Source organism: Flavobacterium piscisymbiosum, from assembly GCF_020905295.1.
Lineage (GTDB): Bacteria > Bacteroidota > Bacteroidia > Flavobacteriales > Flavobacteriaceae > Flavobacterium > Flavobacterium piscisymbiosum.
In genome coordinates this window covers 3,651,929-3,667,420 of the sequence record NZ_JAJJMM010000001.1, presented here as the reverse complement: position 1 = coordinate 3,667,420, position 15,492 = coordinate 3,651,929, and the positions used below count along the sequence as shown (strand labels likewise).

The 15,492-nt window shown below is 35.1% G+C and carries 15 protein-coding genes; 10 read left to right on the top strand and 5 right to left on the bottom strand.

What is annotated here, in order from left to right:
• Positions 1 to 111: 111 nt before the first annotated feature.
• Positions 112 to 981, bottom strand: a complete 870-nt coding sequence (locus LNP81_RS15995; protein WP_072964073.1) for a helix-turn-helix domain-containing protein — start codon at positions 979 to 981, stop codon at positions 112 to 114.
• A 373-nt stretch (positions 982 to 1,354) separates the two neighbouring features.
• Between LNP81_RS15995 and LNP81_RS15990 the strand changes: the two genes are divergently transcribed.
• The 3 genes from LNP81_RS15990 to LNP81_RS15980 all read left to right on the top strand — a co-directional run bounded on the left by LNP81_RS15990 (position 1,355) and on the right by LNP81_RS15980 (position 4,316).
• Positions 1,355 to 1,945 carry a TetR/AcrR family transcriptional regulator gene (locus LNP81_RS15990; RefSeq protein WP_230037516.1) on the top strand — a complete coding sequence of 197 codons (591 nt, stop codon included), beginning with the start codon at positions 1,355 to 1,357 and terminating at the stop codon, positions 1,943 to 1,945.
• Between the two features lie 71 nt (positions 1,946 to 2,016).
• Positions 2,017 to 2,466, top strand: a complete 450-nt coding sequence (locus LNP81_RS15985; RefSeq protein ID WP_230037504.1) for a PaaI family thioesterase — start codon at positions 2,017 to 2,019, stop codon at positions 2,464 to 2,466.
• Between the two features lie 299 nt (positions 2,467 to 2,765).
• Complete coding sequence (locus LNP81_RS15980) at positions 2,766 to 4,316, top strand: DHA2 family efflux MFS transporter permease subunit (RefSeq protein WP_230037502.1); 1,551 nt, start codon at positions 2,766 to 2,768, stop codon at positions 4,314 to 4,316.
• A 303-nt stretch (positions 4,317 to 4,619) separates the two neighbouring features.
• Here LNP81_RS15980 and galA read toward each other — a convergent pair whose 3' ends face one another.
• Positions 4,620 to 7,475, bottom strand: coding sequence for a beta-galactosidase GalA (gene galA / locus LNP81_RS15975; RefSeq protein WP_230037500.1), 2,856 nt, complete (start codon positions 7,473 to 7,475; stop codon positions 4,620 to 4,622).
• Positions 7,476 to 7,686: 211 nt separating this feature from the next.
• On the opposite strand from galA, the gene LNP81_RS15970 reads away from it, so the two are divergent.
• The 5 genes from LNP81_RS15970 to LNP81_RS15950 all read left to right on the top strand — a co-directional run bounded on the left by LNP81_RS15970 (position 7,687) and on the right by LNP81_RS15950 (position 12,077).
• On the top strand, positions 7,687 to 8,076 hold the full coding sequence (locus tag LNP81_RS15970; RefSeq protein ID WP_230037498.1) for a hypothetical protein: 390 nt from the start codon (positions 7,687 to 7,689) through the stop codon (positions 8,074 to 8,076).
• A gap of 34 nt (positions 8,077 to 8,110) precedes the next feature.
• The gene (locus tag LNP81_RS15965; RefSeq protein WP_230037496.1) at positions 8,111 to 8,977 is read left to right on the top strand and encodes a chromate resistance protein ChrB domain-containing protein; all 867 of its coding nucleotides are present in this window, start codon (positions 8,111 to 8,113) and stop codon (positions 8,975 to 8,977) included.
• A gap of 58 nt (positions 8,978 to 9,035) precedes the next feature.
• A complete protein-coding gene (locus LNP81_RS15960) occupies positions 9,036 to 9,536 on the top strand; it encodes a hypothetical protein (RefSeq protein WP_230037494.1) in 501 nt (166 codons plus the stop codon).
• A 170-nt stretch (positions 9,537 to 9,706) separates the two neighbouring features.
• Positions 9,707 to 11,113, top strand: a complete 1,407-nt coding sequence (lpdA, locus tag LNP81_RS15955; protein WP_230037491.1) for a dihydrolipoyl dehydrogenase — start codon at positions 9,707 to 9,709, stop codon at positions 11,111 to 11,113.
• 208 nt (positions 11,114 to 11,321) lie between these two features.
• The gene (locus LNP81_RS15950; protein WP_230037489.1) at positions 11,322 to 12,077 is read left to right on the top strand and encodes an SDR family oxidoreductase; all 756 of its coding nucleotides are present in this window, start codon (positions 11,322 to 11,324) and stop codon (positions 12,075 to 12,077) included.
• 130 nt (positions 12,078 to 12,207) lie between these two features.
• On the opposite strand, the gene LNP81_RS15945 is transcribed toward LNP81_RS15950, so the two are convergent.
• Genes LNP81_RS15945 through LNP81_RS15935 form a run of 3 tightly spaced genes read right to left on the bottom strand, consistent with a single transcriptional unit; the run spans position 12,208 to position 13,677 of the window.
• Positions 12,208 to 12,681: a hypothetical protein gene (locus LNP81_RS15945; protein WP_230037487.1), complete on the bottom strand. Its 474-nt coding sequence runs from the start codon at positions 12,679 to 12,681 to the stop codon at positions 12,208 to 12,210.
• Between the two features lie 13 nt (positions 12,682 to 12,694).
• Complete coding sequence (locus tag LNP81_RS15940; protein WP_230037485.1) at positions 12,695 to 13,135, bottom strand: lysozyme inhibitor LprI family protein; 441 nt, start codon at positions 13,133 to 13,135, stop codon at positions 12,695 to 12,697.
• 47 nt (positions 13,136 to 13,182) lie between these two features.
• Positions 13,183 to 13,677 carry a TlpA family protein disulfide reductase gene (locus LNP81_RS15935; protein WP_230037483.1) on the bottom strand — a complete coding sequence of 165 codons (495 nt, stop codon included), beginning with the start codon at positions 13,675 to 13,677 and terminating at the stop codon, positions 13,183 to 13,185.
• 258 nt (positions 13,678 to 13,935) lie between these two features.
• On the opposite strand from LNP81_RS15935, the gene LNP81_RS15930 reads away from it, so the two are divergent.
• Both LNP81_RS15930 and LNP81_RS15925 read left to right on the top strand, forming a co-directional pair.
• Complete coding sequence (locus LNP81_RS15930; protein WP_055097872.1) at positions 13,936 to 14,238, top strand: ArsR/SmtB family transcription factor; 303 nt, start codon at positions 13,936 to 13,938, stop codon at positions 14,236 to 14,238.
• Between the two features lie 6 nt (positions 14,239 to 14,244).
• Positions 14,245 to 15,351, top strand: a complete 1,107-nt coding sequence (locus tag LNP81_RS15925) for an NADH:flavin oxidoreductase (protein WP_230037481.1) — start codon at positions 14,245 to 14,247, stop codon at positions 15,349 to 15,351.
• The last annotated feature ends 141 nt before the right edge of the window (positions 15,352 to 15,492 follow it).

Below are 15,492 nucleotides of genomic sequence, written 5' to 3'. Positions count from 1 at the left end.
TCAGCGAAAAACCGATAGAGGTTAATACTAATTATTTCAGGGCAAAAGTACTTTAGCAACGATAATCAGAAATAACAATATTCAAACAAAAAATTAAGAATATGAAACAATTTACGATCGCAGCGATTTTGGGATCGTTCCTGTAAGTCTTTTAAAGTAATTATTAAAATAACTCGGATATTCAAATCCTAAGGAATATCCAATGTCTGATATACTCCAATCTGTGTGTTGCAGTAATGCTTTGGCTTCGCCAATAATTCTTTCGGTAATATGTGCCGTTGTTGGTTTTCCCGTTACTTCTTTTACAGAACGATTCAGGTGATTTACGTGTACGGCTAAACTTTGTGCATAATCCTGAGGTGTTTTTAATGCCAAAGGTTCATTTTTTGTTTCTATAGGAAATTGTCTTTCTAATAATTCTAAAAATAATGAAGTAATTCTCGAAGAAGCATTTTTATGTTTAAAGAAATTTTCTGTAGGCTGCATTTTCATCGATTCATGAATAATCAGGTTGACATAGCTGCGCATTAAATCGTCTTTAAAAACATAATCGGTTTCATATTCTTTAATCATTTTCTCAAACAACGAATCGATAAACAACTTCTGTTCAGCATTTAAAGAAAAAATTGGCGTTCCTCCTATTTTAAATAAAGGAGATTCGTGAAGCGTTTCTGAACGGTCTTTTACCTTTAAAAATTCTTCTGTAAAAACGCAGGCATATCCTTCATAACCTTCAGAAATAGTTTCCCATGAATATGGAATAATCGGATTACCAAAAAACAGAATTGTTCCGTCGGTTTCTATTCCGCGGTCAGCATATTGTATAATGCTTTTACTGGTATTAATGCAAATTTTATAAAAATCCCTGCGGCTGTAGACTGGTATTTTACTTTGATCTCCATTTATCTGATATACTTTAAAACCTTTCAGCTTTAATTCTGAAGTAAAATCGCAATTCTGAGTTTCTGTCTGATTATTCATTTTGCAAAGTTATGAAAATCAAATAAAAAAAATAGTTTCAGGTTTTATTTTGTTTCTGGTTTCAGGTTTGAAATGAGAATAAAAAAAAATAACCACAGAGCTGCACAAAGTTTTTCGCAAAGTTTCGCAAAGTTTTTTTAGCCACAGATTAAAAAGATTAGCACAGATTTTCGAAATCTTTTTTAATCTGTGGCTATTCTTTTTATTCTCATTCTCTGTGAATCTTTGTGAAAAACTTTGTGTCACTCTGTGGTAAAAAATAATCTGCTTTAAGTTTCAATACAATACAGAGAAAACCTGAAACAAAATAAACAACTAAAAAATTGCAAAATTATACCAATCGGTATATATTTGCATTTAAATTTTACCAATCATGAGTAAAGCCGAAAAAACCAAGCAATTTATTATCGAGAAAACTGCACCACTTTTTAATATGAAAGGATACAGCGGTACTTCTATGAGTGATATTACCGAAGCGACCGGACTTACAAAAGGAAGTATCTACGGTAATTTCGAAAATAAAGATGAAGTCGCAATTGCTGCTTTTAAATTTAATGTAAAAAAACTTCAGGATACTTTTGCAAGGGAAATTGAAAAGCAAACTACTTATAAAGACAAATTATTGGTATACCCGAGATTGTATTCTGATTATTACGAGTTAAGAGTTACAAAAGGCGGTTGTCCTATTATTAATACCGCAACAGAAGCTGACGACACACATCCTGTTTTGAGAAAAAAAGTCGAAAACACCATTCTTGCCTGGAAAGATAAACTAGTCTACTTTATCGAACAGGGAATCCTCGCAGGAGAATTTAAAGCCAAAAATATTGATCCTGAAAAAACTGCCTTGACTATCATTGCCATTATTGAAGGGGCTGTAATGATTACCAAAATTACAGGAAATCTTTCGAATTTATCTGACATCATGCTTTCGCTAAATAAAATTATAAACGACTTAGAATAAAAGTAATAACCGAAATTACTTTTTTTTGAATAAAAATATACCGATCAGTATTAAATATAAACTAAAACCTAATGGAAAAATTAACGAGATTACAAGTATTGCAAAATCATATCGACAGAGAATTTATAGCGTCGCCATCGCCTTTTATGCTTTGGATGAAACCCATAGTGGTCGCTGCAGAGCAAGGCTCAGTTACCTTTAAATATACGGTTCGTGAAGAAATGTCGAATCCGGTGAAGAGTTTACACGGAGGCGTAACCGCTGCCATTGCCGATGATTGCATTGGCGCGACGATGTTTTCTCTTGATGAAGAAACTTTTTATACGACTATAAATCTTGTTGTAGACTACTTTGCTCCTGCTTTTGTTGGCGATACGATTCTGGCAAAAACAGCTATTATTAGAAAAGGAAAACAAATTGTAAACGCACAATGCGAAATCTGGAACAAAGATCAAACCCGATTAATTGCAAGAGCAACTTCTAATCTTCTTAAAACTAATATTGTTAAGAAAGAATTGTAAATGTTTTTTCTCTCAGATTTTTCAGATTAAGCAGTTTTTTTTTATCTTTTTAATCAGTGGCTGTAATTTTTAAACACATAAAAACATAGGATTTACAAACTTAAAAAAGGCGTTCCACTTTACATCAATTCATCCCAATACATCGGGACTATGTGAAAGAAACGTGTTTCTTTTTACCATCTTTCTATCTATAAATCCTATGTTTTTATGTGTTTAATATTTTGCGCATTGCAGACTAATATCAATAAATTGAACATTTTTTTTAATTAAAAATATACCAATCGGTATAAAATAATTTTATGACTCCATTACACCGAAAACTGCTCATTTTTACAGTCATTCTGGCTGCTATTATGGAACTGATTGATATCTCGATCGTAAACGTTGCACTTTCTCACATGAGCGGAAATCTTGGTGCAACACTCGAAGATACTTCGTGGGTTATTACAGCTTACGCCATTGCAAACGTGATTATTATACCTATTACAAGCTTTTTGAGCGCCAATTTAGGCCGACGCAATTATTATATTGGTTCTGTTATTTTGTTTACGTTTTGTTCGTTTATGTGCGGACATTCTTCTAACATTTGGATGCTGGTCTTTTTCAGGTTTTTTCAGGGAATTGGCGGAGGTGCTTTACTCTCTATTTCTCAGGTGGTGGTTTTCGAACTTTTCCCAAAAGACAAACAATCAACCGCAGGAGCTTTGTTTGGTGCAGGAATATTTATTGGACCAACAATTGGACCGACACTTGGTGGTTATATCACCGAAAATTACGATTGGCCCTGGATTTTTTTAATTAATGTTCCAATCGGAATTTTGGTTATGATTTCTTGTTATTTCCTGTTACGAGAACCTTCCGTTAAGCCCGAAATTACAAAAGTTGATTGGACAGGAATTGCTTTATTAGCCATTGGGGTTGGCGCTTTACAAACCGTTCTGGAAAGAGGTGAAGTCGAAGATTGGTTCGAAACACGATATATTATTGTCTTAACTGTTATCGCTTTCAGCACCTTACTGTTTTTTATTTATTGGGAATTATCGATAGATAAACCCGTTGTAAATCTTCGGGTATTAAAAAGTAAATCTTTGAGTATTGCTGCCATTCTGACTTTTGTAACCGGATTCGGAATGTTTATTTCTATTTATATTACGCCGGTTGTGGCGCAACGCCTTTTGAGTTTCTCTCCTTATCAAACCGGATTGCTTTTACTTCCCGGAGCATTATTTGCTTTGCTCGCCCTCAAAACTTGCGGAACATTATTGCAAAAAGGAGTTTCTCCCGTGATCATAATCGCAACAGGATTTTTGTTATTCATTTATTTTAATTGGCGAATGTCCGGAATGACCTTAAACACCAGCGCTTCTGATGTTGCCACTTCTCTTATTTTTCGTGCTTTGGGCATGGCTTTATTAACAGTTCCGCTTACAATGCTGGCCGTTTCTTCTCTGGATGATAAAGATGTTGGTCAGGGAGCGGCGCTTAATAATATGATGCGACAATTGGGTGGTTCTTTTGGGGTTTCTATTATCAATACCTATGTTGCACACCGATTTTCAGCACATCGAAATGAATTGGTATCGAATGTCAATCAATACAATATTCAGGCGATGGATCGATTAAATGCTTATACAAAATATTTTCAGAGCAAAGGTTTTGCTTATAATGAAGCAAAATTGAAAGCTCTTAAATTGATGGAAAATATTGTATTGAAACAATCTTCTTTATTAAGTTATCGGGACGCTTTTTTTCTTGTCGGATTGTTTTTTGTTGTGACATTACCGCTTCTTTTATTTGTAATGAACAAATCGAAGAAACCAAAAACGAATATGATTATTTCAGATCATTGAAATTTTTATTTAAACACATAGAAACATAGATTTTATAGTTAAAAAAAGGGAATGAAAAGAAACTCGTTTCTTCACATAGTCCCGATCCCGAAACTTTGGGCAATGTCATTAAGTTAAGCTTTTTAGAAAATAAAATTAATCTCGCAAAGGCGCTAAGACGCAAAGTTTAAACACAATATTGTCATCTCGACGCAGGAGAGATCACACTAGAAACTCGACAAAAATTGGATTTGCATTGCGGAACTACTACGGAGATTTCTCCTGCGTCGAAATTGACAGACCTTTTCTCCCGACGCCTCAGGATCACAACTCAGAAGAGAGCTTTATTTTTTTCTTCTGATTAACACTCAAAACGCCCGCCTTTAGTCCTTTGGCGAAAGCCGATAAAACAACATCATTTCCACCTTCTTCTTTCTGAATAATAATTTGCGCATAACCATTAAACAATTTACGTTTCCACGGTTCTGATGGTGTTATTACTCTAATGATTCCCGGATCAGTATTCATAACATCCCAGTCTTTTACTTTTTGCAAAGGCGAAGTTCTTATCGTGATGACATTGCTTCCTTCTTTTAAAACAGCTTTGTTAAGATGGTATTTTTGAGGATCATCTGCATTGGCATTAACTAAATTTCCGTTTATAAAAACAGATTCGTTTACACCAATTTTTTTATAAAAGAAATCAACACTATTCGATTGCAAATTATTTTTCAGCTCAAATTTTCCTCTGTAAATATATGCCGATGCCTGATTTTTATAATCTCTGTCCTTAAAAGCTTCTTTCCAGGCATTCGATTCATCCAAAGCAGATTGATTGGTATTATCAACATACGCCTGCTTTTTTTCTTCAAAATTAGTAATAGGAACAAGAGTAACATCATCAATAAACTGATCTTTTTCTAATGATGTTGGATCTCCGTTTCCTACGCCTAAGATTTTTCCACCTTTTATCGAAAATGAAATTTCGTTATTTGCTGTTGGAATGTGTAAACCATTTTTATCTGTGACTTCAACTGTAATCACAGAAACATTTGCATTTGATGGATTTTCTTTATCTACAGAAAGTTTAATGTTTTCAGCATTTCCGGTTGTTTTCTGAATTTCGGTCAATATCTTTTTGCCGTTTTTGTATCCAATGGCTTCCAGCGTTCCGGGCGTATATTTTACTTTCCATTCTAAATGGCCGTATTGTTCCATTTTCTTTTTTCCGAGGCTCTTTTTATTCAGGAAAAGTTCTACTTCATCACAATTAGAATGAACCCAGACATCAATTTCCTTTCCTTCCATTCCACTCCAGTTCCAGTGAGGCATGATATGCAAAACCGGCGCAGTTCCCCACCAAGATTTTAGATAAAAAACATTGTCTTTTGGGAAACCGCAAACATCCATCATCCCGAAATAAGACGTTACCGACGGCCAACCATAAGGAGTTGGTTCGCCGCGATAATCAAAACCGGTCCAGATAAACATTCCTGCCAGATAAGGACGCGCTGCATAAAACTTCCAGCCTTCTTCGATACTATAAAAAGTCGGGCGTGGCTTTTTGTCATACGCACTTTGATAATGTTTAGCATCATCTGTAAAATAAATTCCACGAGTTGCAAAAGTCGAACCTTCCTCTGTTCCCATTCCGGGTTGGTTTTTAAACTCATTTCTATGAGCATCAATATCTCCGTTACCCATATAATTATAGCCCATTATTTCGACTACAGACGATATTCCGCTTTTAAAACCACTGCTGATTCCAACTGTTACAGGTCTTGTCGCATCTAAACTTTTTGCAAATCCCTGCATTATATTGGTAATGCGTTCGCCCACGATTCCGCCTTCGATATTCCATTCTTCATTTCCTACCGACCAGCAAAAAATACTTGGATGATTGCGATCACGCTCGATTAAACGTTTTAAATCATTAAGATGATAATCATTTATTCCCATTAAACGGGTTTCATCAATTACCAGTATTCCTAACTTATCGCAGGCATCCAATAATTCAGGAGTTGGCGGATGGTGTGAGCATCGATACGCATTCGAACCCATTTCTTTGAGCTTTTTTATGCGGTAATATTGCAATTCATCCGGCAAAGCAGTTCCTATTCCGGCATGATCCTGATGATTGTTGGTTCCTTTTAGTTTTATAGATTTTCCGTTAAGGAAAAATCCTTTTTCAGGATCGAATTTGATTGTTCTGATTCCGAAAGTTGTTTCATAACTATCGACAATTTTCCCTTCTTGTTTTATCTGCGTAAGCAAACGATATAAGTTTGGCGTATCTATATCCCATAATAAAGGATTATTGACTTTTATTTTTGAAGTAATTTTTGCTGTTTTATAAAAATCCGGAGCTGATGCATTTTCAGTAATAGTTGCTACTTCTTTACCCGAAGCATCGATAATTGTTTGTGAAATTTCAATTTTGCCTTTAAAATTTCCCTTGTTTTCAATAGTAACTTCGGCCTTAACCTCAGCATTATCATTCTGAATTTCAGAAGTTACATAAGTTCCGTTTCGAGCAATATGAATTGGATTTGTTTTTAGCAGATAAACATGTCTGTAAATTTCTGCACCTTCATAAAACCAGCCTTCTTCCATCGAAGCATCGGCACGAACGACAATTGTATTTTCGCCACCATAATTTACATAAGCTGTAACATCATATTCAAAACCGTTGTAGCCGCTTTCTTCTGTCCCAAGGAAATGACCGTTGAAAAACACTTTCGAATTTCTAAAAACACCATCAAATTTTAAGGATATAATTTTTCCCTGATCGCTTTGCGGAATACTGATTTTTTTTCGATACCAGCCTATACTTTTTTCAGGAAAATCTTTTCCGGAAGTTTTAAAACCATGACTGTAACTTGCCTTTTCGCTAAAATCCTGCTCGACTGCCCAATCGTGCGGAAGATCAAGTTTTCGCCAGGCACGGTCGTCAAAATCTTTGGCGGCCGGACCATCTCCAAATCCAGTTTTGGTTAGGTATGAAAAATAACCTTCGGCATGACCAAAATCCTTTTGAGTATCATACAAATGACCTAAAGAAAAACGCCAGTCTTTATCGATTAAAATTAATTCCCGATCTGATTTGTTTTGAGCGAATGAACTAATCGAAATTAAAACAATAAAATACAGGAGAATTTCTTTGAAGGAAATAGTTTTCATAAAAATGTGGTTAGCTAGTAGCAATAAAAATATTGCTTTTAAGCCTGCTAAAATAATAGTATTTTATCAAAACCTGATCATATTTACTTTCGTACGTATAACTGAAAATTAGACGATAAAAAATTTAGAATGATTCTACGGGCTATACATTGTTAAATTATTCTCTTTTAATGTAATTTTATCTTGAATTTCAACTAAAAAAAGTATTATCATGAGTGTTATTAAAGACGAAAATACGCTTCTTAATACTATTAAGCGCATTGACCAAAAAATCGATAAACTAAATGATCAAAAAATAATTGCTTTTTTTGAATCACTTGGCTTAACAGAAAGAGAAGATATCCCGCCAGCAACAGATTTCCTGAAATGGGAAACAATTCTTGTTGTTGTGCCCAACAGACATATATCGCACGAATTAAAATATTATAAATATTCGATTGCAAGGCTTTCATTTGTTACTAATCCGAATGCGAAAACAATACACATTTTTGATTTTAAAGAATGGCAAAACATCACCCGAAACAAAACCCAGTTTCAGGTTAGAGAATTGTTGAAGAATAGTTTTGGTGGAGTCAGAGATCATTCTGACAGATTGAATTGATATTTTGATTCATAATATTTAATACATAATATCGATGAAATGGATTACCAGAGAACGACCTAAAATTGACAGAATAGCAAGTCCCTGGTTAATCAAAAAGTTTGTTGATCCTGAAGCCGAATTTATTTACGTTGCGTTTGATGAAGTTTTAAGTAAAGCTGCAACTTTAGATGCTATTCCATTTGATATTCCTGATGTCGAATTTACGCATTATAACGACGAATGCACTTTTGATTACATCATTAAAAAATATCAAATTAAAGATCCGGCTGTTTTAATAATGTCTAAAATTGTCCGCGGTGCCGATACAGACCAACATGATATTGCCAAAGAATCTGCGGGGCTCTGGGCCATTTCTGCCGGACTTTCGCATAATATTACAGATGATTCTGAATTATTAAAAAACGGAATGATTCTTTACGATGCACTTTATAGCTGGGCGACGCATCTTTACAAACAAAATCATTTACAAAATAGCCCTTTCGAAAGTTTACTTCATGAGGTTTATAACAAATTTTTAAACGAAAAAAAGTCAAACAAAAAAACACCTTCGTGGGTCAAAGATTTAAAAGAGATTATTCAGGATCAAATAGATGCTCAGTTTACTTTTGATTTAAAGAAAATCTCCAGCGATTTAGAACTAAACCCTTCTTATTTATCACGTGAATTTTCGAAATATTTTGAAGATTTAAATTTTGGTGAATATGTTCGAAAATTACGAATTGAAAAAGCTATAAACCTGATTCAAAATTCGACTTATACACTTACCGAAATTGCTTACATGACGGGCTTTTCAGACCAAAGTCACTTTACCAGAATTTTCAAATTGCATACCGGTAAAAATCCGTCTTCGTATCGAAAAAATGCCTTAAAAAGTAATCCAGATACAAAAGGTAAATAGCATTCTATTTATCATTATAAAGTCGTGATAGTTTTGTTTTTTATAAAACCAAACTATCATGAATTCGTTGAAACATCTTTTTATTTTACTTCTGATTGCGTCAAAATCAACTGGATTTGCTCAAACTACTTATCCAAAAATTACCGGCTATTTTGGTATTCTTCATCCTATTGTAACGATTAGTAATGAACAAACCAACCTTAATTTCAGGGATTATTACGCTGTAGGTTTCCCAACTGGAATAAACATCTGGAAAAGCTCTAAAATAGGATTTTCTTTTGAAATTGTTCCCAATATAAAAGCCGAAGACGGTCATGATAAAGTCACTAATATTTTATTTCATCCCGGAGTATTAATCGCTTTAGGAAAAGGCTACACTTTTGCAGGAAGAGCTGCTTTTGAAAGCGGCGGAAGATATGGTTTCACACCCGTTATTAATAAAACGGTTATAAAAAATGAAAATTGCAGCTATTTTGTTGCCGTTCCTTTTCCAGTTCGATTTGGAAACGATCATCCTGCGACTTTTACAGTTGGCTTTCAATTTGGAATTGCTTTTTAAACGCCACTAAGTCAACAAATTAATCATCAAAAAAAGATAAACTCCCTTCCGTAATAAAATATAATTCCTTATATTTCAAACACTTAAAACAAGACTGACAATTACTTATAATACAGGAGTAATTGCGAAGTCTGCATAGTTCTTTTGAAACATAACTAATTTTTTATTCTATGGAAACAAAGTTTGATATCATTGTTATTGGTTCCGGACCTGGTGGTTACGCATCGGCCATCAGATGTTCGCAATTGGGTTATAAAACGGCTATTGTCGAAAAGTATAAAGCCTTAGGCGGCACTTGCACCAATGTAGGATGCATACCCACAAAAGCGCTTCTTGACAGTACAGAACATTATCATGAAGCAGCCACCAAATTTGCTACTCACGGAATCATAACAGGAAAATTAAGTCTGGACTTTCCGCAATTCATCAAAAGAAAATCTGAAGTTGTCGAGCAAAATATTGCCGGACTGAACTTTTTGATGAAGAAAAATAAGATCGAGGTTTTTGAAGGATTTGCTTCTTTTTTGAATGATAAAGAAATCAGCGTAAAAGCAACAGACGGTTCTTCATCTACTATTTCTGCCACTCATTACATTATTGCAACAGGCTCTAAACCCGCTACAATTCCCGGAGTTGAAATTGATAAAAAACGAATCATAACTTCTACCGAAGCTCTTTCGCTTCCGGACAAACCCAAAACAATGGTCATTATTGGCGGTGGCGTAATTGGTGTAGAAATGGCTTCGATTTATGCCCGAATTGGCGTTGAAGTTACTATAATCGAATATTTTGACAGCCTGATCCCAACAATGGATAAAGAACTGGGAAAAGAACTCAAAAAAATATTCACCAAGCAAAATATCAAAATTTTACTAAGCCATAAAGTACAATCGGCAAAAAATAATGGCAAAAATGCAACCGTTACTTTTCTTGATACTGCAAACGCCACACAAGAAATCACTGCCGATTATTGCCTGGTTGCTGTAGGACGAAAACCATATACTGAAGGCTTAGGGTTAGAAAACACCAAAGTAGAAGTAGATTCGAAAGGCCGAATCGTAACGAATGAAAAACTGCAAACCAAATCCGAAAATATTTATGCTATTGGCGATGTGGTTGCCGGAGCCATGCTCGCTCATAAAGCTGAGGAAGAAGGAATATTTGTTGCAGAAACCATCAACGGACAAAAACCGCACATTAATTACAAATTAATTCCAGGAGTGGTTTATACCTGGCCGGAAGTTGCTTCTGTAGGCTATACCGAAGAAGAACTGAAAGAAAAAGGGATTGAATATCGTGTAGGGAAATTTCCGTTTTCGGCAAGTGCAAGAGCAAGAGCTGCATTAGAAAAAGATGGTTTCTCGAAAGTACTTTCAGATCCTAAATACGGAGAACTTTTAGGCATGCACATCATTGGCCCGCGAGCCGCAGATCTCATTGCACAAGGCGTTATAGGTATGGAATATGAAGTGACCGACGAAGATATGTTTAGAATTTCATACGCGCATCCTACCTACTCTGAAACCCTGAAGGAAGCCTATATGATTGCATCGGGACAAGGGGCTATAAATATTTAAATTACAATTTTAAAATTCCAAATTCCAATAGGATTCTCAAATGAAAATTATGATTTGAATTAGGAGCTATTTCCTGCTATCCACTTGTATCTTTTGTGGCGAACACCGCCACAAAAGGATACCGCTTCTATCAGGGCTAGGGTTCTCATTTTCAAAATAAATTTTAAGTAAAAACATTTTATATTTCACAAAACACCTCTTACGAAAAATGAAAACTTCAAATAACACTATTCTAATTACTGGCGGAGGATCAGGAATTGGATACGAAATTGCAAAACTCTTTTCTGTTGATAATAAAGTAATTATTACAGGAAGAAATGCCGAAAAACTGGAAAAAGCGGTTTTGAGTTTAAAAAATGTAACAGGAATCGTTTCTGATATTAACAATGAAGCCGATGTGAGTAAACTGACCAAACAATTATACGAAGATTTCCCGAACCTTAATATCGTGATCAACAATGCCGGTTTAGCCCATTATTTTAAGTTAACAGATGAAAATGCGAATGCATTCGAAAAAGCCAGCGAAGAAATCCTGACCAATTATCTTTCGATTGTAAGACTGACTGAAAAATTGCTGCCTTTGTTGCAAAAACAACCCGAAGCCGCTTTTGTAAACGTTTCGTCTATTGCTGCCTTTTCTCCCGGATATACACTTCCGGGTTATGCGGTAAGTAAAGCGGCGCTTCACTCCTATTCTCAGGTACTAAGAGTTTCACTTGAAAAACAGGAGAAACGACCACTTGTAAAGGTTTTTGAATTGATGCCTCCCTTAGTAAATACCGAATTTTCGAAATCGATTGGCGGCGAAAATGGTATAAGCCCGGAACAAGTCGCTTTAGACCTCAAAAAAGGATTCGAAAATGAAACCTATGAAATTCACGTTGGCGCAACAGCTGATTTTTATAAATTATATTTGTCTTCTCCGGAAGATGCCTTGCAGGCGATGAACGCGAATAGGAAATAAAAGGTTTCAGGTTTCAGGTTTTCCCAACCTTTGTCAAAGTTTTAAACTTTGACAAAGGTAACAATGTGAGAGATTGAGAATACAGGCAACTTGAAACATGGCCCTAAGAAAACCTGACAATCCAAACCTTTTACATCTTAATCTCAAAAATCCTGAGAAAATTACGCTCTAGCTTTTTCCTCTTTCTTTCTTCTTTCCATCTTGAATAAAAAATGAGAATAAGAAGAAACAAACTCACAATTGTAGTGGCTCTTCTAAGACCTCTTCCAAAAAAAAGAAAAAATACATTAATAATTATTAAAAAGACTACCGGAGAAAATCTTGTCCAGATTAACTGAAATTTACTGTTGGGCTCAACAATATAACTTACGTTAACCCTATTATTACTATTCTTGTAATTTCCTCTTATAATAAAATAAGTGGGAGAAGTTCTCGAATTTAGAGTCAATCGAAAACTTTTCTCATCAAAAAGTCCGTAAAAAGGTTTTGTACCTCCAAATCTGGGAAATATTCTAAAGAGACTTAAGTTTGCTTTTAGAGAACCAATTTCTGTATTACTTTGTAATCTTGTTCTAAATTCAGCCAGACTGAGTTTTGATTCCATTTAAGCTATTTATTTAAAAGCAACTATTCCTTTTTATAAGTTCTTTGACTCTTGCGAAAACGTAATTTGCTTTTTCATCAAAAACTACCATATCAAAATCACTGCTTCCTTCTGTAAAATGACCTTCTTTTTTGGTGTCAGAATATACTTTCTCAAAATACAGATCGCGTTTCTTTATCCAGTCTAGTTGCTCTTTTTTTAATCGTGATTGCTCTTTAGAACTTAACTTTAGTTTTAAATTCTTGTACGCAACGTTCATCAAACTATCCGATTGATTGTAATATTCAATCGCACAATTTTTCATTCCGCTACCACTATCTACACATTTTTGATAAGAAGTTTTCGCTTTATTAACGGTCTCCATTGTTTGTGCATTACACTGAAATGCAACCAAAATAAAGAATAGTAATGCTGATTTTTGAATCATGATTATATCGTCATTTATTGTTATCACTTTTTTGAAATAGCAATATACTCAAAGTTTTGATTAATTTCAGTTTTTTACTGTGGAGTCAACAAACTTTTAACCATTTCTTCCAAAGCTTTTCCGTGAATATTTTTGGCCAGAATAATTCCGTTTTTATCTATTAAAAAGTTTAAAGGCACAGATTGAAGCTTATAATCGCCAACAACAGGAGATTGCCAATATTTCAAATCACTTACTTGTGTCCATGTCAATTTTTGCCTTGCGATAGCGCCCAGCCAAAGCGGCTTTTTAGTATCCATAGAAACGCTGTAAATAGAAAACTTGCCTGCGTAGGTACTGTTCAGTTTTATTAATTGCGGCTGTTCTTTTATACAAGGTCCGCACCATGATGCCCAAAAGTCGACTAAGACTAAATCTCCTCTTAAAGACGAAAGTGCCACATTATTTCCTTTTGCATCCGGAAGATCGATTTCAGGAGCAATATCTCCAACATCGGTTCCTACTACCTGAGCTTTTGAACTGGTTATTACACAACATAAGAATCCTAAAATAAGTAAAGTTTTTTTCATAGTTTGATTAAGTTATTTATTTGGGGGCTTGTTTTTTTGAATCTCGCAAAGGCGCAGAGCCGCAAAGTTTTATTCATTATAAGCTTTTATTCTTCACGTCTTCGCGCCTTTGCGAGATTATTTTTCACAAGCAAATATAATTTTTCTTTATTAAAATCCTCCACTGTTTCATACAACTTCCTTATTCTACATCTTAATTTTTTGCTAAATAATTATCTCCTTAATTGGTATATCGGGAAAAGTCGATATATTTGCGCCATGGAACCAATAGAAATCTTTAAAGCGCTCTCTAACAAATCCAGATTGCAAATGCTGGAATGGTTAAAAGAGCCTGAAATCAATTTTCCGGATCAGCTCCAGCATGCTGGATTTGAGCACGGAGTTTGCGTTGGACAAATACAAGCCAAAGCTGGCCTGACACAATCGACTGTTTCTGAATATCTTTCTATTTTACAACGCGCCGGATTTATAGAATCTAAACGTGTTGGACAATGGACTTACTATAAACGCAACGAAGGTGCCTTTGAAGCACTCAGTAACTTAATTCAATCTAATTTGTAAATTACTATGAGTACAAACAACCTGTTTTCGCCATTTAACTTAAAAACGTTAAATCTTAAAAATAGAATCGTAATGGCGCCAATGACGCGCTCATTTTCTCCAAACGGAGTTCCAACTGATGAAGTAGCTTCTTACTACCAAAAAAGAGCTGAAGGTGAAGTTGGTTTAATATTATCTGAAGGGACTGTTATCAACAGAGCTTCATCATCTAATGATGCTAATGTCCCACATTTTCATGGGGATTTAGCTTTAAACGGATGGAAAAAAGTGATCGACGAAGTTCACGCTGCCGGAGGTGCTATGGGACCACAAATCTGGCATATGGGAATTATGGACAATCACCACTCTGGATGGGTTCCACCGGTTCCTTTTGAAGGTCCGTCGGGATTAAACCGTCCTGATTTTAGAAATGGTGTTTCTATGACCGAAAAAGATATTGAAGATACCATTCTTGCTTTTGGTCAGGCTGCCGCCGATGCTAAAAGATTAGGTTTTGATACAATCGAAATTCACGGAGCGCACGGTTATTTGATTGACCAGTTCTTTAGAGCCGAAACTAACTTACGTGAGGATATTTACGGAGGAAAAACACTTCCGGAACGTAATCGTTTTGCTATTGAAGTGGTAAAGGAAATCAGAAAACAAGTTGGTAATGATTTCGCTGTTATCATGCGTTTTTCTCAATTTAAACCTTCTGATTACAATTATAAACTGGCTAAAAATCCACAGGAATTAGAAGCATGGTTAACACCTCTTGTTGATGCAGGAGTTGATATTTTACACTGTTCTCAACGTCGTTTCTGGGAACCTGAATTCGAAGAATCTGACTTAAACTTTGCAGGCTGGGCTAAAAAAGTAACCGGAGCACCAACTATTACAGTAGGTTCTGTTGGTCTTTCAGGTGATTTCTTTGGTGCATTTGCAGGAGAAAGTTCTCAACCAACTTCATTAGAGGAATTAAACAGACGTTTCGACAGAGGCGATTTTGATTTGGTTGCAGTAGGAAGACCTCTTTTATCTGACCCGAATTGGGTAGCAAAAATTAAAGCAGGTAAAACTGATGAATTGAAAGGCTTTAGTAAAGAAGCTTTGGGAGCATTGGTTTTAGAATAATTTTTTAAAGGTACTAAGGCTCTAAGATTCTGAGGTACTAAGTTTTGTTATTGAACTAAAATATAAAAGGGATAAACTTCATTGTTTATCCCTTTTATATTTACCAATCTTTTCGGAATCTATATCCAAAATCTTTTTAAT

What these genes read in the sequence shown, in the direction of transcription:
- LNP81_RS15925 (WP_230037481.1), top strand. Translation starts at nt 14,245, where the DNA reads ATGAGTACAAACAACCTGTTTTCGCCATTTAACTTAAAAACGTTAAAT.
- LNP81_RS15930 (WP_055097872.1), top strand. Translation starts at nt 13,936, where the DNA reads ATGGAACCAATAGAAATCTTTAAAGCGCTCTCTAACAAATCCAGATTG.
- LNP81_RS15995 (WP_072964073.1), bottom strand. Translation starts at nt 981, where the DNA reads ATGAATAATCAGACAGAAACTCAGAATTGCGATTTTACTTCAGAATTA.
- galA (WP_230037500.1), bottom strand. Translation starts at nt 7,475, where the DNA reads ATGAAAACTATTTCCTTCAAAGAAATTCTCCTGTATTTTATTGTTTTA.
- LNP81_RS15990 (WP_230037516.1), top strand. Translation starts at nt 1,355, where the DNA reads ATGAGTAAAGCCGAAAAAACCAAGCAATTTATTATCGAGAAAACTGCA.
- LNP81_RS15965 (WP_230037496.1), top strand. Translation starts at nt 8,111, where the DNA reads ATGAAATGGATTACCAGAGAACGACCTAAAATTGACAGAATAGCAAGT.
- lpdA (WP_230037491.1), top strand. Translation starts at nt 9,707, where the DNA reads ATGGAAACAAAGTTTGATATCATTGTTATTGGTTCCGGACCTGGTGGT.
- LNP81_RS15945 (WP_230037487.1), bottom strand. Translation starts at nt 12,681, where the DNA reads ATGGAATCAAAACTCAGTCTGGCTGAATTTAGAACAAGATTACAAAGT.
- LNP81_RS15980 (WP_230037502.1), top strand. Translation starts at nt 2,766, where the DNA reads ATGACTCCATTACACCGAAAACTGCTCATTTTTACAGTCATTCTGGCT.
- LNP81_RS15970 (WP_230037498.1), top strand. Translation starts at nt 7,687, where the DNA reads ATGAGTGTTATTAAAGACGAAAATACGCTTCTTAATACTATTAAGCGC.
- LNP81_RS15960 (WP_230037494.1), top strand. Translation starts at nt 9,036, where the DNA reads ATGAATTCGTTGAAACATCTTTTTATTTTACTTCTGATTGCGTCAAAA.
- LNP81_RS15935 (WP_230037483.1), bottom strand. Translation starts at nt 13,677, where the DNA reads ATGAAAAAAACTTTACTTATTTTAGGATTCTTATGTTGTGTAATAACC.
- LNP81_RS15985 (WP_230037504.1), top strand. Translation starts at nt 2,017, where the DNA reads ATGGAAAAATTAACGAGATTACAAGTATTGCAAAATCATATCGACAGA.
- LNP81_RS15950 (WP_230037489.1), top strand. Translation starts at nt 11,322, where the DNA reads ATGAAAACTTCAAATAACACTATTCTAATTACTGGCGGAGGATCAGGA.